23 protein-coding genes are annotated in these 24,042 nt (G+C 55.8%); 13 read left to right on the forward strand and 10 right to left on the reverse strand.

All coding sequences use genetic code 11. The annotated features are described in order from the left end of the window. The first annotated feature begins 2 nt into the window (after positions 1 to 2). Positions 3 to 344, forward strand: a complete 342-nt coding sequence (locus ABLV66_RS16095; RefSeq protein WP_047065412.1) for a PTS fructose-like transporter subunit IIB — start codon at positions 3 to 5, stop codon at positions 342 to 344. Positions 345 to 357: 13 nt separating this feature from the next. Here ABLV66_RS16095 and ABLV66_RS16100 read toward each other — a convergent pair whose 3' ends face one another. Then, entirely contained in the window at positions 358 to 1,125 is a 768-nt protein-coding gene (locus tag ABLV66_RS16100) for a phytanoyl-CoA dioxygenase family protein (RefSeq protein ID WP_047043621.1), read from the reverse strand. Positions 1,126 to 1,384: 259 nt separating this feature from the next. Here ABLV66_RS16100 and ABLV66_RS16105 point away from each other — a divergent pair, with 259 nt between their 5' ends. Then, positions 1,385 to 2,218 carry a helix-turn-helix transcriptional regulator gene (locus ABLV66_RS16105; RefSeq protein WP_047043623.1) on the forward strand — a complete coding sequence of 278 codons (834 nt, stop codon included), beginning with the start codon at positions 1,385 to 1,387 and terminating at the stop codon, positions 2,216 to 2,218. 201 nt (positions 2,219 to 2,419) lie between these two features. Here ABLV66_RS16105 and ABLV66_RS16110 read toward each other — a convergent pair whose 3' ends face one another. From ABLV66_RS16110 to ABLV66_RS16120, 3 genes are read right to left on the reverse strand one after another with little or no spacing between them, the layout of a single operon-like run. Further along, positions 2,420 to 3,448, reverse strand: a complete 1,029-nt coding sequence (locus ABLV66_RS16110; protein WP_045397437.1) for an ABC transporter ATP-binding protein — start codon at positions 3,446 to 3,448, stop codon at positions 2,420 to 2,422. A gap of 1 nt (position 3,449) precedes the next feature. Further along, positions 3,450 to 5,024, reverse strand: a complete 1,575-nt coding sequence (locus tag ABLV66_RS16115) for an ABC transporter permease (RefSeq protein WP_348876185.1) — start codon at positions 5,022 to 5,024, stop codon at positions 3,450 to 3,452. 23 nt (positions 5,025 to 5,047) lie between these two features. Next, complete coding sequence (locus ABLV66_RS16120) at positions 5,048 to 6,064, reverse strand: iron ABC transporter substrate-binding protein (RefSeq protein WP_045397430.1); 1,017 nt, start codon at positions 6,062 to 6,064, stop codon at positions 5,048 to 5,050. Positions 6,065 to 6,484: 420 nt separating this feature from the next. On the opposite strand from ABLV66_RS16120, the gene ABLV66_RS16125 reads away from it, so the two are divergent. The 4 genes from ABLV66_RS16125 to ABLV66_RS16140 all read left to right on the forward strand — a co-directional run bounded on the left by ABLV66_RS16125 (position 6,485) and on the right by ABLV66_RS16140 (position 11,726). Further along, a complete protein-coding gene (locus ABLV66_RS16125; RefSeq protein ID WP_348876186.1) occupies positions 6,485 to 7,348 on the forward strand; it encodes a ChaN family lipoprotein in 864 nt (287 codons plus the stop codon). Continuing rightward, positions 7,345 to 8,136, forward strand: a complete 792-nt coding sequence (locus tag ABLV66_RS16130) for an energy transducer TonB (RefSeq protein ID WP_226473616.1) — start codon at positions 7,345 to 7,347, stop codon at positions 8,134 to 8,136. The genes ABLV66_RS16125 and ABLV66_RS16130 overlap by 4 nt, the downstream gene beginning before the upstream one ends. Positions 8,137 to 8,305: 169 nt before the next feature. Then, positions 8,306 to 10,528 carry a TonB-dependent receptor domain-containing protein gene (locus ABLV66_RS16135; RefSeq protein WP_316422540.1) on the forward strand — a complete coding sequence of 741 codons (2,223 nt, stop codon included), beginning with the start codon at positions 8,306 to 8,308 and terminating at the stop codon, positions 10,526 to 10,528. Between the two features lie 28 nt (positions 10,529 to 10,556). Then, entirely contained in the window at positions 10,557 to 11,726 is a 1,170-nt protein-coding gene (locus ABLV66_RS16140) for a YncE family protein (RefSeq protein ID WP_348876187.1), read from the forward strand. A gap of 30 nt (positions 11,727 to 11,756) precedes the next feature. Here the strand turns inward: ABLV66_RS16140 and ABLV66_RS16145 are convergent, their stop codons facing one another. Both ABLV66_RS16145 and ABLV66_RS16150 read right to left on the reverse strand, forming a co-directional pair. Beyond that, a complete protein-coding gene (locus ABLV66_RS16145; protein ID WP_015704963.1) occupies positions 11,757 to 12,479 on the reverse strand; it encodes an RNA polymerase sigma factor FliA in 723 nt (240 codons plus the stop codon). 199 nt (positions 12,480 to 12,678) lie between these two features. Continuing rightward, entirely contained in the window at positions 12,679 to 13,968 is a 1,290-nt protein-coding gene (locus tag ABLV66_RS16150) for a flagellin FliC (RefSeq protein ID WP_047050582.1), read from the reverse strand. Between the two features lie 281 nt (positions 13,969 to 14,249). Between ABLV66_RS16150 and fliD the strand changes: the two genes are divergently transcribed. Genes fliD through fliT form a run of 3 tightly spaced genes read left to right on the forward strand, consistent with a single transcriptional unit; the run spans position 14,250 to position 16,492 of the window. Beyond that, positions 14,250 to 15,653 (forward strand): flagellar filament capping protein FliD, encoded by a 1,404-nt coding sequence (gene fliD / locus ABLV66_RS16155; RefSeq protein ID WP_045397414.1) that lies wholly within the window; start codon positions 14,250 to 14,252, stop codon positions 15,651 to 15,653. A 24-nt stretch (positions 15,654 to 15,677) separates the two neighbouring features. After that, positions 15,678 to 16,088 carry a flagellar export chaperone FliS gene (fliS, locus tag ABLV66_RS16160; protein WP_015704959.1) on the forward strand — a complete coding sequence of 137 codons (411 nt, stop codon included), beginning with the start codon at positions 15,678 to 15,680 and terminating at the stop codon, positions 16,086 to 16,088. Beyond that, positions 16,088 to 16,492 (forward strand): flagella biosynthesis regulatory protein FliT, encoded by a 405-nt coding sequence (gene fliT / locus ABLV66_RS16165; protein ID WP_348876218.1) that lies wholly within the window; start codon positions 16,088 to 16,090, stop codon positions 16,490 to 16,492. The genes fliS and fliT overlap by 1 nt, the downstream gene beginning before the upstream one ends. 397 nt (positions 16,493 to 16,889) lie before the next feature. On the opposite strand, the gene ABLV66_RS16170 is transcribed toward fliT, so the two are convergent. The 4 genes from ABLV66_RS16170 to fliE all read right to left on the reverse strand — a co-directional run bounded on the left by ABLV66_RS16170 (position 16,890) and on the right by fliE (position 19,010). After that, on the reverse strand, positions 16,890 to 17,213 hold the full coding sequence (locus ABLV66_RS16170) for a hypothetical protein (RefSeq protein ID WP_223683770.1): 324 nt from the start codon (positions 17,211 to 17,213) through the stop codon (positions 16,890 to 16,892). Positions 17,214 to 17,343: 130 nt separating this feature from the next. After that, positions 17,344 to 17,670, reverse strand: a complete 327-nt coding sequence (locus ABLV66_RS16175) for a hypothetical protein (protein ID WP_045397403.1) — start codon at positions 17,668 to 17,670, stop codon at positions 17,344 to 17,346. A 647-nt stretch (positions 17,671 to 18,317) separates the two neighbouring features. Then, positions 18,318 to 18,431: a YmiA family putative membrane protein gene (locus tag ABLV66_RS16180; protein WP_072048039.1), complete on the reverse strand. Its 114-nt coding sequence runs from the start codon at positions 18,429 to 18,431 to the stop codon at positions 18,318 to 18,320. Between the two features lie 264 nt (positions 18,432 to 18,695). Continuing rightward, complete coding sequence (gene fliE, locus ABLV66_RS16185) at positions 18,696 to 19,010, reverse strand: flagellar hook-basal body complex protein FliE (protein ID WP_045375469.1); 315 nt, start codon at positions 19,008 to 19,010, stop codon at positions 18,696 to 18,698. Positions 19,011 to 19,309: 299 nt separating this feature from the next. Here fliE and fliF point away from each other — a divergent pair, with 299 nt between their 5' ends. Genes fliF through fliI form a run of 4 tightly spaced genes read left to right on the forward strand, consistent with a single transcriptional unit; the run spans position 19,310 to position 24,030 of the window. Next, positions 19,310 to 20,986, forward strand: a complete 1,677-nt coding sequence (fliF, locus tag ABLV66_RS16190) for a flagellar basal-body MS-ring/collar protein FliF (protein ID WP_045397400.1) — start codon at positions 19,310 to 19,312, stop codon at positions 20,984 to 20,986. Then, a complete protein-coding gene (fliG, locus tag ABLV66_RS16195) occupies positions 20,983 to 21,975 on the forward strand; it encodes a flagellar motor switch protein FliG (protein WP_015367292.1) in 993 nt (330 codons plus the stop codon). The genes fliF and fliG overlap by 4 nt, the downstream gene beginning before the upstream one ends. Next, the gene (gene fliH / locus ABLV66_RS16200; protein ID WP_047065439.1) at positions 21,968 to 22,669 is read left to right on the forward strand and encodes a flagellar assembly protein FliH; all 702 of its coding nucleotides are present in this window, start codon (positions 21,968 to 21,970) and stop codon (positions 22,667 to 22,669) included. The genes fliG and fliH overlap by 8 nt, the downstream gene beginning before the upstream one ends. Then, on the forward strand, positions 22,669 to 24,030 hold the full coding sequence (gene fliI / locus ABLV66_RS16205) for a flagellar protein export ATPase FliI (RefSeq protein WP_047065441.1): 1,362 nt from the start codon (positions 22,669 to 22,671) through the stop codon (positions 24,028 to 24,030). The genes fliH and fliI overlap by 1 nt, the downstream gene beginning before the upstream one ends. Positions 24,031 to 24,042: the final 12 nt, after the last annotated feature.

Below are 24,042 nucleotides of genomic sequence, written 5' to 3' on the forward strand. Positions count from 1 at the left end.
TTATGGACTTCAACATTGTCGCGGTGACCGCCTGCGTGAGCGGAGTTGCACATACCTATATGGCAGCCGAGCTACTGGAAAAAGTTGGTCATCATGAAAAATGGTCTCTGAAAGTGGAAACCCAGGGCGCGCTCGGCGTGGAAAACCGAATTAGCGAAGAGGATATTGCCCGCGCCACGGTGGTGTTACTGGTAACCGATATCGAAATCGATGGCGCTCAGCGCTTTAACGGACTCCGTACCATTAAAACCAGTATCGCCACCTTCCTGTTGCAGCCACAGCAGATTGTCAAAGCCGTTAATAGCATTATGAAAAAGCCGGTCGTTTACCTGGAAGTTCCCTGACCGGCCACGGCGTTTATTGCACGTCGAGCAGCCACTTTTGCGCGGGTGTCAGGCGGCTCGCCGTTTCTGGCGTCAGCCAGCGCTGCTGGTCCTGCTGCGCGGTATCAGCACGATCAATATATAAGCCATGAAGCACGCGCCTTCTGCTGCCTTCAAGATTGCGGGTGCCGCCGTGCCAGGCATGCGCGTTATAAATCATTACGCTGCCGGCCGGCGCGGCAAAAACAATTTCATCAGGATGTGTCTTTTCCGGATCCGCCAAAACCTCTTCCGGCAGCTCCGGGAGCAGATGGGTAGCGGGAATAATCCGCGGCGCGCCGTTGGCGGCGCTCAAATCATCAATAGCCCATATCGTATTGACCAGATGCACTTTCGGGAAGTCTACCCGTGGCTTTTTCCAGTCGGCGTGCAGCGGTTGATGACCACCGTTATACAGCGCCTCGCGGGCATTGAGGCTGGAAACTTTAAACGCGCCATTAAAAATATAACGACAGGCGGAAAGAATGAGCGGATGCGACCACACCTTCTCCCAGATAACGCCCTTGTTGATGAGGTTGGCAATACGCGTCGCCGTCGCCTCCTGATGGTGTTCCATCGCCAGATTCTCGCCTTCACGCTCCACCAGCGCGTCAATGCGCTCGCGTATCTCGCTCAGCCACTGAGGATCAACGACGTTGTGCACCACGGTATAGCCAAGCGTATCAAGTTCATGTTTCATTTGGTCGCTTAGCGTCCGGGTCGCGCCAAGCGCCTCCAGATGAATCATCGATTGTGAGTCCATATTGCCTTCCTTTTAACTTTTAGATAACACAATCAAACTCTACGATGCGGCCAACGACCAGGCAGGAAGGGAAAACTACGAAAAACTGGATATCCGTACGCCAGACACAAAAATGTGAGCCTTATCAATAATTGCCGATGGGTAAATTCGTTGTAAATATTCACCCATTTAATAATGCATCCGCCGCGCGCCGTAAGGCGGAACATCAGGATAAAAAAGATTATAATCAAAGAGATAATTTTAACTCGGGGTCGACAGGATGATTGATGATCTGGCGGGCATACTAAATCGTTTAGTTAATCAAAAAGATAGGCTGCAGGTCCGCTTTCCGGAGCCGGATATTCCCGTTCCGGCGCTGGCGTTGAAGGTGCCCTTCCCGCGTCTGGAAATCGTCCTTGAAGGCGAGCTCCATGATCAGGGTCTACCGCTATCCGCGGCGGTTTTAGCCACTTCGCAGGTACTCTACGTACAGGCGGGAAAGTGGACGCTACCCGAGTGGAACGGTCCGGCGGTCACGCTCAGCATTTTATTTGGCCGCCAAAAGCTCGGCTTTTGCATTCAGCGCTGGGACGGAAAAAAACTACATACTGAAAAGCAAAACGTCGCCCGGCTGGGCCCACGCGTTGGCTCCTATCTGCTGCTGGCGTTGAATGAAGTCTGCCTGCAACCTGACCCAATAACCGCCCGGCTGGTGGTTTCCGCGCTGTTAAGCCACTGCCTTGAACAACTTGTCGGTCTGGAAATGCGCGTTAGCCGCAGCCGCGATCTGTTTTTAGCGGTTCAGGATTATCTGCAAGAAAATCTTAGCCAGCCGCTGACCCGCGAATCGGTTGCCAGACGCTTTCATATTACCCCGAACTATCTTTCGCATATATTTCAGAAATCGGGTTCAGTGGGCTTTAATGAATATCTAACCGCCGTGCGGCTGGAAAAAGCCAAGCAACTATTACGCGGTTACGATTTAAAAGTAAAAGAAATTGCGCATAATTGCGGCTTTATCGATAGCAACTATTTTTGCCGGGTGTTTAAACGTAATACTGAACGTTCACCTTCGGAATATCGTCGCCACTGCCGTAGCGCGCAGCAGCGTTAATCATCTCAGGGGAAATAAGAATGGACTGACCCCGCGGAAATATTCCAACGACCTACCACTCCATGGCGACGAGATCAGTGGCGCGGATACTAATGCGTTCGCTGGTAGTGTAATTAGCACAATGTGCTACATCAGCAGCTAATTAACGCATCTCCGCGCCAAATCAATTTTTATCCCAGCTGAGCGGTCAGCTTTTAGCCGCTATGCGCAAAATATCCGCGCCTGGCCAATAATCTCCAGGCGAACCGGAGCGCCTGTTTGCCAGGCAGCCTGGCTGACGGTTTTCAGCACCAGCGGCATTGATTGCCCCGCTACCGTCACCGTCAGCGTCGAGATATGGCCGGCGAAATCGACATCTACGATGCGAAAGGCGCTCTCCTGCGGCCCGCACGGCGACACCCGCAGTTGCTCCGGGCGCAGCATTACGCGTCCGCGGCCGCTGGCGTGAGGATTGTCAGTCGGTAACTCGCCGATGGCGCAACGCGCGCGCCCCTCCGTGAGCTCGGCGTCGAGCACCAGCGCATCGCCAAGAAATAGCGCGGTGGCCTCGTCAACCGGGCGCGAATAGACCTCGAACGGGGTTCCTACCTGAGTAAAACGCCCCTGCCGCATCACCGCGACCTGGCTTGCAAACGACAGCGCCTCCGTCTGATCGTGAGTAACCAGAATCGACGCTACGCCAGCCTCGGCCAGCAGGTCGGCGGTGGCTTTGCGCGTCGCCGCACGCAGCCCGGTATCCAGCGCCGAGAAAGGTTCATCCAGCAGCATCAGCGATGGCCGCTGGGCCAGCGCGCGCGCCAGCGCAACCCGCTGCTGCTGGCCGCCGGAAATTTCATGCGGCCAGTGGCTCGCTAATGTCGAATCTAACGCCACCATCTCCATCAGCGCGGCGACCCGGCGGCGTTTCTCTTCGCGACCGCAATCGAGCCCCCAGGCGATATTGTCCGCGACGTTAAGATGGGGGAACAGCGCCCCTTCCTGCGGCACGAAACCGATCCCACGCTGATGCGCCGGCACAAACACGCCGTCGGCAAACAGGGTGTTGCCCTGCAGAACGATTCGCCCGTGATCCGGGGTTTCAAAACCGGCAAGAATTCGCAGCAGCGTGGTTTTACCGGAACCCGACGGGCCGACAATGGCGGTACGGCTTCCCGGCGCCACGGTCAGATTAAGGTTATCGAGCACCAGCGCGTCGGCGAAAGATTTCGAGATAGAAGACAATTCCAGCATGTTACAACCCTGCAATTTTTTTCGACTGCACATAAAAAACCGCCGTCAGCGGTAGCGAAATCACGATCATCAGCATCGCATAAGGCGCCGCGGCGACGTAGTCGATCTCGCTGGTTAACGCCCAAAAACCGGTCGACAGCGTGCGGGTGCCTAACGGCGATAGCAGCAACGTCGCGGTAAGCTCGTTGCTCACGCCAAGAAACACCAACGCGGCGCCAGCGGCCGCTCCCGGAGCGGCAAGACGCATGGTGACGCTCCATAAGGCGCGGGCCGGACTGCGCCCAAGGCTACGGGCGACGTTTTCCAGCTCAACCGGCGCCTGGGCGATACCGGCGCGCAGGTTAATTAACGCTCGCGGCATGAACATCAGCAGGTAAGCCAGAAACAGCGTCACTTCGGTCTGATACACCGGGCGGGCATAGTGGATAGTCACCGTCACCAGCGCCAGCGCGGTGACGATACCCGGCAGTGAGCTGGTAATGTAATTACAGCCCTCCAGCAGGCGGAACAGCCGGCGCGGATAACGCACGCCGAGCCATGCGACAGGAATCGCGCAGGCGGTGGTCAGCAGCGCGCCGCCCGCGCCCAACATCAGGGTCTGGCGTAGCGAATGCCAGAGATCGGCATGCAGCCAGTTCTCCACCCCGCCGAGCCATAGCCAGCGGCACAGCACCAGCAGCGGGACGCCCATCGCCAGCATCACCAGCGTCAGCAGCAGCAGTTGCGCGGCCCATGCGGCCACGTTCCCCAAAGGACGTCGCTTCTGTTCGCGCGCCGCGCCGGCGCCGATGCGCGCGTAGCGCGCTTTACCGCGCGAAACGCTCTCCAGTAGCAGGATCGCCAGGCAGCACAGCGCCAGCACTCCCGCCAGCATATTCGCCGCCGGGCCGCTAAAGGTGGACTGGAACTGGTCATAAATGGCGGTGGTGAAGGTGTCGAAGCGAATCATCACATACAGGCCATATTCCGCCAGCAGATGCAGCGCCACCAGCAGCGCGCCGCCGCAGATAGCCAACCGCAGTTGCGGCAGCACCACGCGGAAGAAAACCTTCCACGGCGGCGTACCCAACGAGGCGGCAACATCTTCCAGCGTCGGGTCGAGACGACGGAGCACCGCCGCCACCGGCATGTAGATAAAGGGATAGTAGGCCAGCACGGAGAGGAACACCCCGGCGGACAGACCGTGGAGCGAAGGAACCGCGCTGACCCAGGCATAGCTTTGGACAAATGCCGGGATAGCCAGCGGCGCGACAGCCAGCGCCGACCACAGCTGACGCCCGGCAAGCGCGGTGCGTTCAGTAAGCCAGGCCACCGCCACGCCCAATGCGATGCAAATAGGCACCGCCAGCAGCGTCAGCCATAGCGTATTGCTTAGCAGTTCAGCCACCCGCGGGCGAAACACCAGTGCTTTTATGGTCGGCCAGCCGGTCTCAATTCCTACGGCGGCCACAAAACCTAACGGCAGTAACGCCATTAGCGAAAACAGTACAGCTAAGGCAACCATCGGAAATGCAGGACGCCTGCGCTCGGGCAGGCGTCCTGTTTTCTTTCCGAGTACCAGACTCAGAGCAGACATAGATAAATCACTTCAGCATCAAATTACAGCAGGCCCGCCTGGGTCATCAGGTCGATCACTTTCTTGCTATTGAGCGTTGACGGTTCAACCTTCGGCGCATCCAGCTCTTTCAGCGGCGTCAGTTTCGGGTTAGAGGCGGCATTCACGCCCACCGCATATTCGAAGGCGTTATTGGTGCGCAGCTCATCCTGACCCTGCTTGCCGGTGATCCATTTGATAAAGGCCTGCGCCTGCTCTTTATGTTTGCTGGAAGCCAGTACGCCGCCGCCGGAGATACTCACGAAAGCGCCCGGATCCTGATTTTTGAAATAATAAAGTTTGGTGTTTTTGCTGTTCTCGCCGGTTTTCGCCTGGTCGACAAAGCGGTAATAGTGGTAGATCACCCCACCGTCGATTTGACCGGCGTTGACCGCTTTCATTACCGTGCTGTTGCCTTTGTAGGCCACGAAGTTCGTTTTCATCGCCTTCAGCCAGTCGAGGGTCGCTTTTTCACCCTTCAACGCCAGCATGGCGCTGACGATAGCCTGGAAGTCGGCACCCGATGGGGAGGCGGCCCAGCGCCCTTTCCACTCAGGTTTCGCCAGATCCATCAGCGAATGCGGCAGCTGAGATTCGCTGATTTTCGCCGGGTTATAAACGAAAACGGTGCTGCGGGCGGCAATGCCAATCCAGCGGCCGTGCTCGGGACGATACTGCGGGGCGACCTGATTCAGCGTTGCGGCATCCAGCGGCGCAAACAGTTTGGCGTTATCGACCAGCACCATGGAAGGCGAGTTTTCGGTCAGGAAGACATCCGCCGGCGAGGCTGACCCCTCCTGCACCAGTTGATTACCCAATTCGCTATCGTCGCCGTTGCGCAGCGTGACCTTAATACCGGTTTCTTTGGTAAAGCCGTCAACCCAGGATTTCACCAGGTTTTCGTGCTGGGCGTTATACACCACAATGCCGTCGCCATTGTCAGCAGCCATAACCTGCGGAGCGGTAAACAGAGCCGTCGCAGCGAGCATCGCCGCGCAATATGCCGATAAGCGGAAATTCATAAGCTAATCCTTAGTATGGGTAGTCGAAAAGCCGTGGAGAAACCGGGCTGGCACGGATTAAATCACAGAGGAATGTGAATGATAATGAAAACAATTACCATCATTTTAAAAAAGTGAAAAACACCGCCAATTAGAATTTCCTGATGACAAAATGCTTATTTCGACGCGCGACTGAAACAAACCTTAAGACAACATTAAGCCAACAGGTTTAAATATTATCGCTGTTTAAAATCTTGATCGTCTTCACAGATTCTCCCCGCGACACGGCAACGGACCGCTGTTTGCCGGATGAAACCATCACTCTTGCCAATAACTTTAAATGAGAATGATCTTGATAATCATTCTCAATATCACATATCATCCTGTTCCAGCAGCAAGATACGAAGAAAAGACGACTAAAAAGCCGAAAATGGATATTTTATGTTTAAGGAAACCCTTTTAAACACTCTGGTTATAGGCTGCGCGTTGCTCATGAGCGCCTGTCACAGCCCGGTTTATCCCCTCTCCCCTGCCGGGGAGGGCGCGCTGGTAGAGCAGGCGGATATTCGTGATACCGCCAGCGGGCGCTCCCTGACGCCGCAACAATTGCTGAACCAACTCGCCCAGGCGCCGCTGGTTATTGTTGGCGAAGAACATACCAACACCCAGCATCACCAGATTGAGCGCTGGTTGCTGCAGAACCTTCACACCCTTCGCCCGCAGGGTAGCGTGCTGATGGAGATGATCGACCTAAGCCAGCAGGAAGCGGTTAATCGGGTCAAGCAGGCCAGCCTCAGCGGGACGACCGTTTCCGCCACTCGCGCGGCGGAAACGCTGCACTGGAATCCCGGCTGGCCGTGGGCGCTTTATCGCGACGTCGTGATGACCGCGCTGCAAGCGCCTTATCCGCTGCTGGCAGCCAATCTCAGCCGCCAGCAGGTGAGCGACATCTATCAGCATCCCACGTTTCCCCGCGGAACGCTCTCCAACAGCCCGCAGGTACATGAATCGCTATCGGCCATTATCTATCTGATACATAACGGGCAAATCGATGGCGAGCAGGTCACTTCCATGCTCGCCATCCAGCAGCAGCGCGATCGCCTGATGGCGACGCAAATGAAAGCCGCGCCGCGCCCGGCGCTGCTGATTGCCGGCGGCTATCATGCGGCCAAAGATATTGGCGTACCGCTGCATCTGGCCGACCTCAGGGCGGAAAAACCGCTGGTGTTGCTACTGACCACCGACGGCGTCACGCCGACGGCGAAGCAGGCTGATTATGTCTGGTCGGTAGCGGCAGAAAAATGAATATCCCTCTCTCCACGCCATTAATAGCGTCGCGTCCCCGCTGGTTCGCGGGGACAACGGCCAGCGTACTGGGCCATCTGGCGCTGGCGGCGCCTTTTATCATTCACTTCGCCTCGCCGCCGGATGTCGCCCCCCCTGCCGCGGTGATGGTAGAGTTCGCGCCGGAACTGGAAGTGTCATTTATTCACCCCGAGCTGCCGCCGGGCGTCACCCAGCAGCGCAAAGTCGAGGCGATGACCGAGCAGGAAACCGCAGCGGTGAAAGAGGCGCCGAAGCTGCTCATTCATGACAATGCGCAAATAAAGCTCTCCGCCAGCAAACCCGAACCGCAGCGGAAAAAGAAAATCGAGGTTAAAAAACAGTCCCGCCGCCAGCAGCAAGAGGAAAAGGGTAACTCAACCATCACCAGCTTCGCCGCGCCCCCGGCGCCAGCCGCCCTCACTCAGCGTACCACCGCGCCGCTCGATAGCGATGCCGCACGCCTGAGCGACAACAAGATCAGTTGGGAATCGCTGGTGAAAGGCAAAATCAACAAAATGCGCCACTACCCGGAAGATGCGCGCCGCCGTAAACGTACCGGTACCGCCATTATTACCTTCAGCGTCAACGAACGCGGCGAGGTGTTGCAATCGCAGTTGGTGAACTCTTCAGGGACCCATTCGCTGGATCGCGCCGCGCTGATGGCGCTGGAAAATGCGCGTCCGCTTCCGCCGCCGCCAAAAGAGCTGCTGCGTAACGGTATAAATAAGGTCACGCTGCCGGTGGAATTCGGCTTATTAAAAATATAAACCCCAGGTTCCCTGTTATTTATTCAGGCAACCCGGACGTTATTTATAACGGTCACTGACCGCTGATGTTTTTTTATTTTGGGCAATGTGTCATCGCACTTAGCAATAAGCGCGATGCACGCTGCTGCCCTTTTTGTGCGTTAAATATTTATTACCTCAGGATTTGATTATGGAAAAATCACAGCTCATTAAGGGGCTCGTCACCGGGCTCCTTATCGTCAACGGCCAGGCTTTCGCCGCCGAAAGCGAAGGAGAATCTGTTTTCTCTCCTATCACCATTACCGATAACCCGCTGGCGGAGAATGCCGGCCAGGTCGGCTCCTCAGAGGAGAGCTATACCCGTCCCGGCGCCTACAGCTCGCGAACGCTCAATAAGAATCTGCAAAGCCTCGACGCCTCGCTGCGCAGCATGGCGGGCACCTATACGCAAATCGACCCGCTGCAGGGCACCATCAGCGTCAATATTCGCGGTATGAACGGGCTGGGCCGGGTCAACACCATGGTGGATGGCGTCACCCAGACCTTCTTCGGCATGGCGCCGGCTAACTATCACGGCGGGGCGAATACCGCCGCCGGAGTGCCGCTGGACCCTAACTTTCTGGCCGAAGTGGATATCACCCGCGGCAATAGCGCCGGTTCGCAAGGCGTCAACGCGCTGGCGGGCAGCGCCAACCTGCGTACGATCGGTATCGATGATGTGTTAAAACCGGGGCATCAAGTCGGCCTGCTGTCGCGTTTTTCCGTGGGCGATAACGGACTCGGCCGTACCGGTATGGTAACGGTAGCCGGCAAAACCGACACTTTCGATAACGGCGGCGGCCTTGGCGCGCTGCTCGGCATCAGCGGCACCCGCACCTATGCGACCTATAAAAACGGCGGCGGACGCAGCAGCGAAGAGTTTATCGGCGAAGATAATAAATATCTGCGCCAGGAGCCGCGCTCGCAGCTGTACAAAATCAATTTCAACGTCGATCAATTTAACCGCTTCGAGTTTTCCGGGCGTAATTATCGCAATAGTTTTACCCGTCGCGATATTAGCAGCGACGACTACTATCTGCGCTATAACTATGCGCCGCTCAATGAACTGGTCGAGTTTAATGTCCTGGCCAGCACCAGCCGCGGCAATCAGGCATATAAACCGGAGTCGCTGTATAATTTTAACGACTCCTCGACCACCAATAAGTCCAACGCGCTGGACGTGAACAACACCAGCCGTTTTCGTATTACCGACGATCTGTATGCCGCTTTCCAGCTAGGCGGCAAGTTAATGGACACCCGCTATTCCCGCCGCTTCGTGCAGGATAACGAGACCGACCATAACGCCTTTGCCCCGGCGGGCAAACAGAAGATCGCCTCGCTCTATAGCGGGCTGACATTAAACAAGGATATTTATCAGCTCGATCTTAATCTCAACTATACCCGTAGCCGGGTACAGGGCTATAAACCGGCCTGTGCAGATAACGAAAAATGCTTCCCGCAAGGGGCAACCCAGCTCAACGTCAAAGATAACGGTTTTAATCCCTCGGCGACCTTCTCCGCTCAGGTGACGCCATGGCTGCAGCCGTTTGTCAGCTGGAGCCGTTCATCGCGCGCGCCGAACGTTCAGGAAGTGTTCTTCGCCAACGAGGGCGGCGCATCAATGAATCCGTTCCTGAAGCCGGAAAAAGCCGAGACCTGGGAGGCCGGTTTTAACGTTATCAAAAAAGGATTATTGAGCGAGCAGGATAGCCTTCATCTGAAAGCGCTTACCTACCGCTCGCGGATTAAAGATTACATCACCAGCGAATCCTTCCTGCTGTGCAGCAACGGCGGGCTGTGTAAAGATGTCGCCAATGCTTCGCCGGATTTCAACGCCAATATCTCAGTTAACGTGACCTCGCCGGTGACCACCGAGGGCTATGAGATTGAAGCCGGATACGACATCGGTTTTGCCTACGCCAATGTGTCATGGAGCAAGCAGCGTACCGATCAGCCCACCTCTATTGCCAGCACGGTCTATAGCTTCGCCTATAGCGACCTGAGCGATCTTCCCAGCAGCTACGCCACGGTTGATGTCGGCGGGCGCCTGTTCGATCGCAAACTCACCGTCGGCAGCCTGGTGAAATTCACCGGTAAATCAAAACGCCTGAGTACCGAAGGTATTAGCCTCGATACCAATACGGTGCCGAAAGAGAGCATGCCGAAGATCCCGACCATTATCGACCTCTATAGCAGCTGGCAGATGACCGAGAACGTGCTGCTGCGCTTTAGCGTGCAGAACGTGACGAATCGTGACTATTCCGAAGCGCTAAACCGTATGAACCAGAGTCTCGATAACGCCAAAGAGGGGGCGTCTGTTAACACCACCGCCCGCGGCCGCACCTATATTTTCGGCGGCGAAATCCAGTTCTGAGCCCTATTTATCAACAAGGATAACCATCATGCCTAATCGCAACTTGATAAAACCGCTGGCTGCGCTGCTGCTCGCCGCCCTGCTCCCCCCGCCGGCATTCGCCATCGATCCGCCGCCGCGGGAAGCGTCGCGCTTTGCGATGAAAACCAATTACCTGCAGGAAGCCAATGAAGGGGTTTATGAGCTGGCGTTCGATAATGGCGACAACCTGCTATTCGCCGCGGCGACCGACCGGGTTAACCGCGCGGCCAATAAAGGTTATCTCTACGCCTTTAATCCGGCCACCCTGCAGGTTATCCAGCGCTATGATATGCCCTGGCGCGCTTTCTCGCTGGCGATGAACCAGCCGGCGCGCGTGCTTTACGTCGGCCATACCCAGGCGGCTTCGCTGCGTATCAGCCAGTTCAACGTCGCCAGCGGTAAAATCACCCGCACCAGTCCGCGCCTGAGCTTCACCACCGACGGCGCCGCCGATGCGCGCTTCGAGCATCTGCGGCATATGGTATACAGCCGCGCCGCTAACCTGTTATTCGTCAGCTACAGCCATATGTTGAAAACCCAGGACGGAATGCGTCCGCTACATAAATTACTGATGCTCGACGGCACGACGTTACAGCTAAAAGGGGAAGTCAAAGGCGCCTATCGCGGCACCGCCTACGGCCTGACGCTGGATGAAAAGACGCAGAAGATCTACGTTGGCGGCCGCGACTATATCAACGAGATCGATGCCAGAACCCAGCAGGTTGTCCGCACTATCCCGCTTAACGCGCCGCAGTTGGCCAGCGCGCAAAACCTGATCGTCGATTCCGACTCAGGGCGTATTTTCGTCGTCGCCTTCGATCACGACGATCGCAGCGGCCCTCACGACGGCCTGTATATTTTCGATCTGAAAGACGGCAAATCGCGGGGTTACGTGCGTACCGGAGTGGGCGCCAACGCGGTACGCTACAATCCGAAATACAACGAGCTGTACGTCAGCAATTTCACCAGCGGCACCATCAGCGTCGTGGATGGCAAAACCTGGCGGGTAACCCATGAATTCCGCGCCCCGGTTTATCCGAATCAAATGGTGCTGTCGCCGGACATGGATACCCTGTACGTCGGCATTAAAGAAGGGTTCAATCGCGAGTGGGATCCTGAGGTATTTGTCGAAGGGGCGAAGGAGCGCATTCTGCGCATTGATTTGCGTAAATCGTAATCCGCTAACCACCTGCCCGGCAGGTGGTTATCAGCCTTCGTTGGCCAGCTTCGCGCGCAGGCGCTTAATCGCCTGGCTGTGCAGCTGGCTAACGCGGGATTCCCCCACCTCCAGCACCGCGCCGATCTCTTTAAGGTTTAGCTCTTCCTGGTAGTAGAGGGTGAGGACCATTTTTTCGCGTTCCGGCAAGGCTTCAATCGCCTCAATGACCCGCTGGCGCAGGCTGCCTTCCAGCAGATGATGCAACGGATTGGCCTCTTCGTGCCCTTCCAGTAGTCGTTCGGCATTCTCGCCCTGCTCTTCCCGCCATTCGTCATAGGAGAACAGCTGGCTGTTATTGGTATCCAGCAGGATTTGTCGGTACTCGGCAAGGGTGATACCCAGCGTCTGCGCGAGTTCGCTTTCCGTGGCCGGGCGGCCCAGATGCTGCTCCAGCTTCTGCATCGCCTGAGCGACTTCGCGGGCGTTACGCCGCACGCTGCGCGGCACCCAATCGCGGCTACGCAGTTCATCGAGCATTGCGCCGCGGATACGTTGCACCGCATAGGTGGTAAAGGCCGTGCCCTGTAGCGAGTCATAACGCTCGATGGCGTTCAACAACCCGATTCCCCCGGCCTGCAGCAGATCGTCAAGCTCGACGCTGGCGGGCAGCCTGACCTGCAGGCGTAACGCCTCGTGCCGCACTAACGGAACGTAGCGCAGCCAGAGGGAATTTTTGTCCATCACGCCTTCGGCGGTATACAAATCGCTCACTATTTCTGAAACCTGCGGATAAGAGAGTCAGCGCTATTATGCGCAGGGGCAAAAATGCCAATCGCCGGAAAAACCGCATAAAAGCGTCTCTATTTACGACATGCTTTGCCGTTGCGCCGTTTTGTACCGGGTGGCTACGGGCAAAAAACAAAAACCCCGCCGAAGCGGGGTTGCGATGCGACAGTAATCAGACGTGCGATTAACGCAGCAGAGACAGGACGTTCTGAGTCGACTGGTTAGCCTGCGCCAGCACGGAGGTACCCGCCTGCTGCAGGATGTTCGCGCGGCTCATGTTGGACACTTCGGTCGCGTAGTCAGCATCCTGAATACGGGACTGGGAAGCGGACAGGTTGTTAACGGTGCTGTTCAGGTTGTTGATTACAGAATCGAAACGGTTCTGTACCGCACCCAGGGAGGAGCGCAGTTGGTCAACCTGGGACAGGGCTTTGTCGAGGGTAGCCAGCGGATCGGCAGTTTTCGCTGAAGTCTGGATTTGATCGCCTTTCGTTACCTTACCAGTAGCTTCATCGATATTCGCCTTAAAGTAAGCATCATTACCGTCTGCATCCTTACCTTTGATGGCATAGCCGTTAGCATTGCCTTTCGCATCAGTCAGAGTACGTAACTCTTCACCAGTACCCAAACCTGAGACGGTTTTACCACCAGTAGTGGTGGTAACAGGTACGGTTGTCACTTTAGTTTCAGTACCAGTAGCTGTGATTTTAGTCGTTGCATCAGAAACATCGTAGGTATATTTACCTGTCGCAGGATCCATGTCCACTTTGAAAGTATCAGTACCTTTCTTAACGTAGTAATCACCCGTACCACCCACGTCTTGATACAGATCCGCCGTATCAGCACCGGTGCTAGTCGTGGATACCGCTGTATTTGTTGTAGTAGATGTACCACCTACTTGAGTAACCGCGGTTGCACCGATCTGAGTTGCAGGATCCATCGGATTAGCCACGCTGAACTTATCCAGACCCAGAGTCTTCGCATTGATATCTTTCAGATCGATATCGATAGTTTCGCCGTCGTTGGCGCCGACCTGGATGGTCAGCTTCTGGTCGCCGCTCAGGACTTTAACGCCGTTAAAATCGGTCTGTTCGGAGATACGGTTGATTTCAGACAGACGCTGGGAGATTTCATCCTGGATGGACTGCAGGTCGCTTGCGGAGTTAGAACCGTTCTGTGACTGTACGGTCAGACGGCGGATGTTCTGCAGGTTATCGTTGACTTCGTTCAGCGCGCCTTCGGTGGTCTGCGCCAGGGAGATACCGTCGTTAGCGTTACGGGAAGCCTGAGTCAGGCCTTTGATGTTAGCGGTGAAACGGTTGGAGATCGCCTGACCCGCGGCATCGTCCTTGGCGCTGTTGATGCGCAGACCGGAAGACAGACGCTCAATCGCCGTGCCCAGGGAAGACTGGGATTTGTTCAGGTTATTTTGCGCCATCAGCGACAGGCTGTTGGTATTAATTACTTGTGCCATTATATGCATTCCTTACGAGTCAGTTGCGTTCAGTGCAACGTGGTTAAAAGGTTCGGGCTTGCTTGCCCACGGCGTCAACCACCGTCCCTTCTGGTATCGACGTATCCTTTGCAACCTTTAGCCATTTTTTGAAAAATTTTTGCCCCTCCGCCAATGGCGAAAATAACGCGCTTTTTCCCTCTTCTATTACGCCATCGCCTTTTCACTTTTTCGGTAAACTTTTTCTCCACTGGGCCGATAACGCAATAAGCGAATAACGTCATTAGTAAGGAGAAACACCAATGGCATCGATCAGTTCCTTAGGCATCGGCTCAGGACTCGACCTCAACGGTTTACTGGACAAACTCAGCAAGGCGGAACAACAGCGCCTGACGCCGTATACCACTCAGCAAACCAGCTATAACGCGCAGCTAACGGCTTACGGCACGTTAAAAAGCTCGCTGGAAAAATTCGATAACCTGAGCAAGGAGCTGGCCAAGCCGGAGTTTTTCAACAGCACCACCGCCACCAAGCACGACCAGTTCACCATCACCACCACCAATAAGGCGGTGCCGGGCAACTATAGCGTTGAAGTGCAGAAGCTGGCGCAGCCGCAAACCCTGACCACCCAGGCGACGATTACCGACCAACAAGAGAAGCTGGGTACCGCCGGCAATAGCAATCGCTCCATTACGATCACCGCCGGCGACCCACCAAAAGAGACCACGATTCCGCTGAGCGACGACCAGACCTCGCTGCTGGAGATGCGCGATGCCATCAACGGCGCTAAAGCCGGCGTCACCGCCAGCATCATGCGCGTCGGCGACAATGACTATCAGCTGGCGCTGAGCTCCTCCACCACCGGCGAGAAAAACACCGTTTCGGTGCAGGTGAATAACGACGATAAACTCGGCGCCATCCTCAACTACGACAGCAGCAGCAAAAGCGGCGCGATGAAGCAGACCGTCGCCGGGCAGGATGCGGAGATTGTCGTCAACGGCACCAAAATTAAGCGCAGCACCAACTCGATTGCCGATGCGCTGCAGGGCGTCACCATCGACCTGAAAACCACCACCAAAGCCGGCGAACCGCAAAACCTGGTGATCGGCATCGATAAAAGCGGCACCGCCGACAAAATCAAATCCTGGGTGGATAACTACAATTCGCTGCTCGACACCTTCGGCTCGCTGACCAAATATACCCCGGTGAAAAGCGGTGAAGCGCAGAGCGCCAAGAACGGCGCGCTGCTCGGCGATAACACCCTGCGCGGCATTCAGTCCTCGATTAAAAGCGCGCTCAGCGCCGCTCAGGACAATCCGGAGCTGAAAGGCCTTGGTAACCTCGGGATCTCTACCAATCCCAAAACCGGCAAGCTTGAAGTCGACAGCACGAAGCTCAATAAAGCGCTCGACGAGAAACCGGATCAGGTCGCCAACTTCTTCGCCGGCAACGGTAAAGACACCGGGATGGCCACCGAAATCCATAATGAAATCCAGAACTATATTAAAGCAGGCGGCATCATCGAGAACTCGACCAAAAGCATCAACACCAATCTCGATCGCCTGAATATCCAGATCGACACCGTTTCCGACAGCATCCAGAACACTATCGATCGCTATAAACAACAGTTTGTTCAGTTGGATACCATGATGTCCAAGCTGAGCAGCACGGGTAACTACTTACAACAGCAGTTCTCGTCCCAGTAACCCTTAATCAGGTAATGAAACAGCATGTATAACCGTAGCGGCACGCAAGCCTACGCACAGGTCAGTCTGGAAAGCAGCGCGATGAGCGCCAGTCCGCACCAGTTAATCGTAATGTTGTTCGACGGGGCGCTTAACGCCCTGCTTCGCGCACGCATCCTGATGAATCAGGGGGATATCGCCGGTAAAGGCCTGGCGCTGTCGAAGGCAATCAACATCATCGACAACGGGTTGAAAAGCGGCCTCGACCACCAGCAAGGCGGCGAAATCGCCGATAATCTGGCGGCGCTGTACGATTATATGAAGCGACGCCTGATGCAGGCCAACCTGCATAATGACGAAGCGGCGATCGTCGAAGTGGTCAAGCTGCTGGAGAATATCGCCGATGCCTGGCGGCAAATTGGGCCAAACTATCAACCTGCTCAGGGTACATTGTGATGGAACGCCAACAGCAGCTTTTAGCCGCCTATCAGCAGATCCATACCCTGAGCAGTCAGATGATTGCCCTGGCGCGCGCCGGGCAATGGGAAGCGCTGGTGGAAATGCAGTTTGCCTACGTGACGGCGGTCGAGAAAACCGCCGAATTTACCGGCAAAGCGGGGCCATCGCTGGCTCTGCAAGAGATGCTCAACGCTAAGTTGAAGCAGATTATCGACAATGAGGGAGTACTGAAAGGGCTATTGCAACAGCGGATGGAACAATTAAAAACGCTGATCGATCAATCCACCCGCCAGAACGCGGTCAACAACGCTTACGGCCAGTTCGACGATCGCTCGCTCCTGCTTGGCGAACTGCAGTCCGATAATGTGGTCGCCATCAAGAGCAAAAGCGAAGAATTATAATAACAACAACAGCGTCACAGCCTGATATCCGGTCAGGAAGCGCATGATGGGTCTCACCAGGGCAATGCAGAGTGTTGCCTGGTAAGCCATCGGCGGATTTTACAGGAGTGAATAAGCAATAATATATAATCAATTATTTCATTTACGCTTCATACATTCATCAATTAAATATTCCAAACATCGCGCCAGCTAAAATAAGCCACTCACGGGCTTAGGGAAATATGCCTGTAAAATATACTGTGTTATCTTGACCGGATTAATATGATATTACTCACGGGATAAAACATGGATGTATTCTTCGGGAAATGAGTGCCCCTGCGTTGGCTCTTTAAGGTGTTTCATCAACAGTAAAAGAATACAAACAGGCAATACCATATATGAAATTGATAATAAGTAATCACTCGATTTTCAAGTAGATAAGATATGCTTTAAAAGCCATCGGGAAAGGTGTTAATTTCCAAACAGCAATCAGGATAAAAATAATGATTAGCGGATAAGTAAAATCATTACTTTCGAAGTTAAAAATCCACGAAACGACTATGGCAAAGGCAATACAAACAATAATAACGCCGCCCCAAAAACGTTTTCGTAAACTGTCGATCAAAGTAGCATAGGTTTCATTGTTACTTTCTTGTCGCGTCAGGATTTCGCGCAGGCGGGCAATCTCTTTATCGGTGAAGCCATGTTCACGAAGATCATCTTCTGTTAGCTGCTTTCCCACGCCAGGTTCCTCCATGCTGGTTATATATTTCTCCAACGTTTCCGACTGAAGATACCCGTTATATCGCTCAGCCAAAACGGTAAAAGGGATACAGATAGGTAACACGATGTATGAAGTTAAAGATAAATGACTATCTTATTTTTAGATACAATTTGTATGCTTTGAGCGCCATTGGAAACGGAGTTAGTTTGTAAACTACCGAGAAACCGAATAATAAAATGAAAAAATAGGCAAAATGATTAATTGAATCATAATTATAACACCAATGAATGAGCACTATAAAAACAATAAAAAAACCTAAGACTCCAGCCCAAAGTCTTTTGCGAAGTTCATCGATTAAATCAAAATAGCTTTTGTTTTGGCTTTCTTGTCGCGCCAGGATTTCACGCAGGCGCGCAATCTCTTTTTCGGTGAAGCCATGTTCACGAAGATCATCTTCAGTTAGCTGCTTTCCCACGCCCGGCTCCTCCATGCTGGTTATATATTTTTCCAATATTTCCGACTGAAGATACCCATTGCGTTGCTCAGCCAAATGCTCAGATGTAATGCCACTGCCGGGGTTACCACAGTCCGTGGAATATTGCCCCTGAAGTTGCCAGGGGTCAAGCGCGCGCGTTCATACCCTACAACGGTTTCACGCCTGAGCCGCCAGAATGCTGTCAGTTTAAAGGAGATGCGTTACGCTACCGCCCCGCCTTCATCCTCCCAACGGCAGACCATATGGTACAGTTCCCGCTCGTCGTATTCATCGTGGGATCTATTCACAACAACCTCCAGACGATTGTTAGACACGATCTAAGTTTAGTTGTTGGTAAGGAGGGGCATATCAAGAAGAGTAAAAGCGGCGGTTACTCGCTATCCTGTCGCCAGGTTTCATGAAACATCGCTATCGCAACAAAAGCTAAAACGACAAAAAATACAACGGTCTGAAGCCACAGCATAACGCCTCCGCGGAGCAAAATTTGCGCAGATTATTTGCTACAGAGCCGAAAAACGATAGTGAATTGCCATCCAAATTTAAATTTTCGCCTTACCCCGATAACACAACAATGCCTGTCTTCTGGCTGACAAGCCGATACTAAATAACAGTCTAAGCTGTTCGGACTACGCCAACGCGTAGGCCACCATCGTCGCTATCGCTCCCCAAAAGACCAACAAACCGAGAAAAATCCCTATCCATACCTTACGCCGCAATTGATGGTCTACTTTTTCGGACATCTGCTATTCCAAATTAGAATTATTTTGGCAAGACCATACAGTTTGTAGTGGTAGTAGTCAGATCGTTTGTATCGATCGATGAACGGCTATTGATCTGTATCCCCTATCGATTGTAGTGATATTTCAGACTCATTCATTCACCGGTTGATGGGTTAAAATCAATGCAGAGGCGCGCAATTTTTTGCCGTTGTCGCCGTAAATAGACAAAACCGCCAGCGTTAAGCATAGCGGTTTGCAGGAAGAAGTAGCGCCGAGATTTTATGACTAAACTGGCATATTCATAATGTCCTGATAGGCCGCCACCAGCTTATTACGCACCTGCACGCCCATCTGCAATGAAACTGAAGATTTTTGTAAATCGACCATCACATCATTCAGACTGATGCCCGGCACGCCCAGCTCGAAGTTCTGCGCCTGTTGACGCGCGGCCTGCTGAGTATCGCTGATTTTACCCAGCGCGGCGGTGAGTTCACTGGCAAAACTGACTCCCTGCGGTACGCTATTCTGCCCGTTTTTTCCCGCCTGAATCGCCATCGCCTGCATCTGTTGCAGTACGCCTTCAATACCCTGAATCGCCATCTTTTCCTCAATACTCTCGTGATCGCCAGGCGCTATTTCACCCTGTATTTCTCCAATGCTGCACACCCTAACACAGCGATTTTTGCTTAAAGCGGTTAATTAGCTGCAAAAAACCCGGCTTATCGGGCAATCAGAATCATCTGATAAGACGAATAATGGCCTGCCCAGAAATGGGAGCGCCGCTATTGAGAAAAGATGTGTATCAGGGAGTCTGTTTTGTCACATAACGCTATCCATACCGTTCGTCAGCACGCCAGCGCGCGTCGCCGTCTGAACGCCAGCGAAGGATACCGCCTACCATGAGTGCCTCGTTATCCGCCGGCGAAAGCCGCGACAACGGCCTGCAGGCCATCTGGAGCCGTCTGCGCGCCAATCCAAAAATTCCGCTGCTGGTGGCCGCCTCCGCCGCGATTGCCATTATCGTCGCGCTGCTGCTGTGGGCGAAAAGCCCGGATTATCGCGTGCTGTACAGCAATCTAAACGATCGCGACGGCGGCGCTATCGTCACCCAGCTGACGCAGATGAACATCCCCTACCGCTTCGCCGAGAACGGCGCGGCGCTGATGATCCCGGCGGAAAAAGTGCATGAAACCCGCCTGCGTCTGGCACAGCAGGGGCTGCCGAAGGGCGGCGCCGTCGGCTTCGAACTGCTGGATCAGGAAAAATTCGGCATCAGCCAGTTCAGCGAACAGATTAACTATCAGCGCGCTCTCGAAGGCGAACTCTCACGCACTATCGAGTCGCTGGGGCCGGTGCAGAATGCGCGGGTGCACCTGGCGCTGCCGAAGCCCTCGCTGTTCGTCCGCGAGCAAAAATCCCCTTCAGCCTCTGTCACCCTGACGCTGCAGCCGGGTCGTGCGCTGGATGATGGCCAAATCAACGCTATCGTCTATATGGTATCGAGTAGCGTCGCCGGCCTGCCGGCGGGTAACGTCACCGTGGTCGATCAGGCCGGACGCCTGCTGACGCAGTCCGACGGCACCGGACGCGACCTCAACGCCTCGCAGCTGAAATATGCCAACGAAGTGGAAAACGGCTATCAGCGACGCATTGAAACTATCCTGGCGCCGGTGGTCGGCAGCGCCAACGTCCGCGCTCAGGTGACCGCGCAGATCGATTTCGCCTCCCGCGAGCAGACCGACGAACAATATCAGCCGAACCAGCAGCCCGAGAAAGCGGCGATCCGTTCGCAGCAAACCAGCAGCAACGAACAAATCGGCGGTCCGCAGGTGGGCGGCGTCCCTGGGGCGTTATCCAACCAGCCGAGCGCGCCGGCAACGGCGCCGATTGAAAGCGCTAAACCGGCGGCCAATAACGCCAATAACGCGACCAACACCCGCAGCGCCGCGGCCAACAGCGGCCCGTTAAGCACCCGACGCGACGCCACCACCAACTACGAACTCGATCGCACCATCCGCCATACCCAACAGAAAGCCGGGACGGTGGAACGCCTGTCGGTCGCCGTGGTGGTGAACTATAGCCTCAACGCCGACGGCAAAGCGCAGCCGATGAGTAAAGAACAACTGGCGCAAATTGAAGCGCTGGTGCGCGAAGCGATGGGCTACTCCAGCACCCGCGGCGATAGCCTGCAGGTGGTCAATACGCCATTTACCGACAATCAGATGACCGGCGGCGAACTGCCGTTCTGGCAGAGCCAGGCGTTTATCGATTTGCTGCTCGAACTAGGACGTTACCTGCTGGTACTGCTGGTCGGCTGGGTATTATGGCGCAAGCTGATTAAGCCGCAGCTGCAGCAGCGTCAAGCCGCGCAGCAAGCCGCGGTGGCCGCCGCCAGCGCGCCGGTCGCTAAGGCGAACGACAGCCATAAACCAAGCAATGAGGAGCTGGCGCTGCGCCGTAAATCGCAGCAGCGCGTCAGCGCAGAAGTCCAGAGCCAACGCATCCGCGAACTGGCGGATAAAGATCCGCGGGTCGTCGCTCTGGTAATCCGCCAATGGATGAGTAACGAACTATGAGCCTGACCGGAACCGATAAAAGCGCCATTTTATTAATGACGCTGGGCGAAGACCGCGCGGCGGAGGTGCTCAAGCACCTCTCCTCCCGCGAAGTCCAGCTTTTGAGCGGCACCATGGCCGGCATGAGCCAGGTCTCGCATAAACAGCTCGGCGAGATCCTCTCTGAATTTGAAGACGATGCCGAACAGTTCGCCGCCTTGAGCGTCAACGCCAGCGACTATCTGCGGTCGGTGCTGGTGAAAGCGCTGGGCGAAGAGCGCGCCGCCAGCCTGCTGGAGGATATTCTCGAATCCCGCGAAACCACCTCCGGGATGGAAACGCTCAACTTTATGGAGCCGCAGAGCGCCGCCGACCTGATCCGCGATGAACACCCGCAGATCATCGCCACCATCCTGGTACACCTCAAGCGCGGCCAGGCGGCGGATATTCTGGCGCAGTTCGATGAGCGCCTGCGCAACGACGTGATGCTGCGTATCGCCACCTTCGGCGGCGTGCAGCCGGCGGCGCTGGCGGAGTTGACCGAAGTGCTCAACAACCTGCTCGACGGCCAGAACCTCAAGCGCAGCAAAATGGGCGGAGTGCGTACCGCCGCCGAGATTATCAACCTGATGAAAACCCAGCAGGAAGAAGCCGTTATCGACGCGATGCGCGAATACGATGGCGAGCTGGCGCAGAAGATCATCGACGAGATGTTCCTGTTTGAAAACCTGGTGGAGGTCGACGATCGCAGTATCCAGCGCCTGCTGCAGGACGTGGACAGCGAATCGCTACTGATTGCTCTGAAGGGCGCCGAACAGCCGCTGCGCGAGAAGTTCCTCAAAAACATGTCGCAGCGCGCGGCCGATATTCTACGCGACGATCTCGCCAACCGTGGGCCGGTGCGCATGTCGCAGGTGGAAAACGAACAGAAAGCGATTCTGCTGATAGTCAGACGGCTGGCGGAAAGCGGCGAAATGATCATTGGCGGCGGCGAGGACACCTATGTCTGATCGCATTAATTCCATGCCCTGGCAGCCCTGGTCGCTCAACGACCTTGGCGACGCGGCCCCGGCTTTCGAACCGCCGCTACCGACGCTGGATAACGAAGCCTTGCAGCCTGACGCGCAGGCAGAACTGCAGCAGCAGCTTGCCGCCCTGCGCCTACAGGCCGAGCAGCAAGGTCAGCAATCCGGCTATGCCGATGGCCAGCAAAAAGGCTATGAAGCCGGATTTCAGCAGGGGCTTGAGGAGGGCCGCCAGCAGGGGCTACTGGAAGCTCAGCAGCAGCAACAGCCGCTGACCGACCACTGGCAGCAGCTGGTGAGCGAGTTTCAGCACACCCTTGATGCGCTCGATTCGGTGATCGCCTCACGTCTGATGCAGCTGGCGCTGACCGCCGCAAAACAGGTGCTTGGCCAGCCGCCGGTCTGTGACGGCACCGCCCTGCTGACGCAAATTCAACAGCTGATCCAGCAAGAGCCGATGTTCAACGGCAAGCCGCAATTGCGCGTACACCCGCAAGATTATGAGCGCGTTGAACAGCAGTTAGGTACCACCCTCAGCCTGCATGGCTGGCGGCTGCTGGCGGACGGCGATCTGCATCCCGGCGGCTGTAAGGTCAGCGCCGAAGAGGGCGATCTCGACGCCAGCCTCGCCACCCGCTGGCATGAATTGTGTCGCCTCGCCGCGCCGGGAGCGCTGTGATGACCGCCCGTCTTGGCCGCTGGCTGAATTCGCTTGAAGCGCTGGAACAGCGTATCGCCCGAACGCCGACCGTGCGACGCTACGGTCGGCTGACCCGCGCCACCGGCCTGGTGCTGGAGGCCACCGGCCTGCAGCTGCCGCTCGGCGCAACCTGCCTTATCGAGCGCGACGGCGGCGACGGCGTGCAGGAAGTGGAAAGCGAAGTGGTCGGCTTTAACGATCAGCGGCTGTATCTGATGCCGCTGGAAGAGGTCGAAGGGATCGTGCCTGGGGCGCGGGTTTACGCCCGCAGCACGGCGGACGGCCAGCACGCCGGTAAACAACTCCCGCTGGGCCCGGCGCTGCTGGGACGCGTGCTCGACGGCGGCGCCAGGCCGCTTGACGGCCTGCCCGCGCCGGAAACCGGCTATCGCGCGCCGCTGATTACCGCGCCGTTTAACCCGCTGCAGCGTACCCCTATCGAGCAGGTGCTGGACGTCGGCGTGCGCACCATCAACGGCCTGCTGACCGTTGGGCGCGGCCAACGTATGGGGCTGTTCGCCGGCTCCGGCGTCGGTAAAAGCGTACTGCTGGGCATGATGGCGCGCTACACCCAGGCCGACGTTATCGTCGTCGGCCTGATTGGCGAACGCGGCCGGGAAGTCAAAGACTTTATCGAGAATATTCTCGGCGCCGAAGGCCGCGCGCGTTCGGTGGTGATCGCCGCCCCGGCAGACGTATCCCCCCTGCTGCGCATGCAGGGCGCCGCTTACGCCACCCGCATTGCCGAAGATTTTCGCGACCGCGGTCAGCACGTGCTGCTGATCATGGATTCGCTCACCCGCTATGCGATGGCGCAGCGTGAAATCGCGCTGGCGATCGGCGAACCGCCGGCTACCAAGGGCTATCCGCCTTCGGTATTCGCCAAACTGCCGGCGCTGGTTGAACGCGCGGGCAACGGTATCAGCGGCGGCGGTTCAATCACCGCCTTCTATACCGTACTGACCGAAGGGGACGATCAGCAGGATCCGATTGCCGATTCGGCACGCGCGATCCTCGATGGCCACGTGGTGCTGTCCCGACGGCTGGCGGAAGCCGGTCACTACCCGGCCATCGATATTGAAGCCTCGATCAGCCGCGCGATGACGTCGCTTATCGATGACGAACATTATCGCCGGGTACGTACCTTTAAGCAGATGCTGGCCAGCTTCCAGCGTAACCGCGATTTAATAAGCGTCGGCGCCTATGCCGCCGGTAGCGACCCGCTGCTGGATAAAGCCATTGCCCTGTATCCGCAAATGGAGACCTATCTGCAGCAGGGAATTTTCGAGCGCTGCGGTTATGACGAAGCCTGTCAGCAGCTACAGCAGCTGATTGTTTAACGCCATCGGAGA

Origin of the sequence: Klebsiella sp. CN_Kp073, assembly GCF_040065495.2 — a bacterium.
In the GTDB taxonomy this organism is placed as follows: Bacteria; Pseudomonadota; Gammaproteobacteria; order Enterobacterales; family Enterobacteriaceae; genus Klebsiella; species Klebsiella aerogenes.

Excerpts from the sequence above, each read along its gene's own strand:
- ABLV66_RS16110 (WP_045397437.1), bottom strand. The coding sequence starts at position 3,448 with ATGCTGGAATTGTCTTCTATCTCGAAATCTTTCGCCGACGCGCTGGTG.
- ABLV66_RS16135 (WP_316422540.1), top strand. The coding sequence starts at position 8,306 with ATGGAAAAATCACAGCTCATTAAGGGGCTCGTCACCGGGCTCCTTATC.
- fliH (WP_047065439.1), top strand. The coding sequence starts at position 21,968 with ATGTCTGATCGCATTAATTCCATGCCCTGGCAGCCCTGGTCGCTCAAC.
- ABLV66_RS16115 (WP_348876185.1), bottom strand. The coding sequence starts at position 5,024 with ATGTCTGCTCTGAGTCTGGTACTCGGAAAGAAAACAGGACGCCTGCCC.
- fliS (WP_015704959.1), top strand. The coding sequence starts at position 15,678 with ATGTATAACCGTAGCGGCACGCAAGCCTACGCACAGGTCAGTCTGGAA.
- fliD (WP_045397414.1), top strand. The coding sequence starts at position 14,250 with ATGGCATCGATCAGTTCCTTAGGCATCGGCTCAGGACTCGACCTCAAC.
- ABLV66_RS16150 (WP_047050582.1), bottom strand. The coding sequence starts at position 13,968 with ATGGCACAAGTAATTAATACCAACAGCCTGTCGCTGATGGCGCAAAAT.
- ABLV66_RS16100 (WP_047043621.1), bottom strand. The coding sequence starts at position 1,125 with ATGGACTCACAATCGATGATTCATCTGGAGGCGCTTGGCGCGACCCGG.
- ABLV66_RS16180 (WP_072048039.1), bottom strand. The coding sequence starts at position 18,431 with ATGTCCGAAAAAGTAGACCATCAATTGCGGCGTAAGGTATGGATAGGG.
- fliE (WP_045375469.1), bottom strand. The coding sequence starts at position 19,010 with ATGGCGATTCAGGGTATTGAAGGCGTACTGCAACAGATGCAGGCGATG.
- fliT (WP_348876218.1), top strand. The coding sequence starts at position 16,088 with ATGGAACGCCAACAGCAGCTTTTAGCCGCCTATCAGCAGATCCATACC.
- ABLV66_RS16130 (WP_226473616.1), top strand. The coding sequence starts at position 7,345 with ATGAATATCCCTCTCTCCACGCCATTAATAGCGTCGCGTCCCCGCTGG.
- ABLV66_RS16140 (WP_348876187.1), top strand. The coding sequence starts at position 10,557 with ATGCCTAATCGCAACTTGATAAAACCGCTGGCTGCGCTGCTGCTCGCC.
- ABLV66_RS16120 (WP_045397430.1), bottom strand. The coding sequence starts at position 6,064 with ATGAATTTCCGCTTATCGGCATATTGCGCGGCGATGCTCGCTGCGACG.
- fliG (WP_015367292.1), top strand. The coding sequence starts at position 20,983 with ATGAGCCTGACCGGAACCGATAAAAGCGCCATTTTATTAATGACGCTG.
- fliF (WP_045397400.1), top strand. The coding sequence starts at position 19,310 with ATGAGTGCCTCGTTATCCGCCGGCGAAAGCCGCGACAACGGCCTGCAG.
- ABLV66_RS16105 (WP_047043623.1), top strand. The coding sequence starts at position 1,385 with ATGATTGATGATCTGGCGGGCATACTAAATCGTTTAGTTAATCAAAAA.
- fliI (WP_047065441.1), top strand. The coding sequence starts at position 22,669 with ATGACCGCCCGTCTTGGCCGCTGGCTGAATTCGCTTGAAGCGCTGGAA.
- ABLV66_RS16095 (WP_047065412.1), top strand. The coding sequence starts at position 3 with ATGGACTTCAACATTGTCGCGGTGACCGCCTGCGTGAGCGGAGTTGCA.
- ABLV66_RS16125 (WP_348876186.1), top strand. The coding sequence starts at position 6,485 with ATGTTTAAGGAAACCCTTTTAAACACTCTGGTTATAGGCTGCGCGTTG.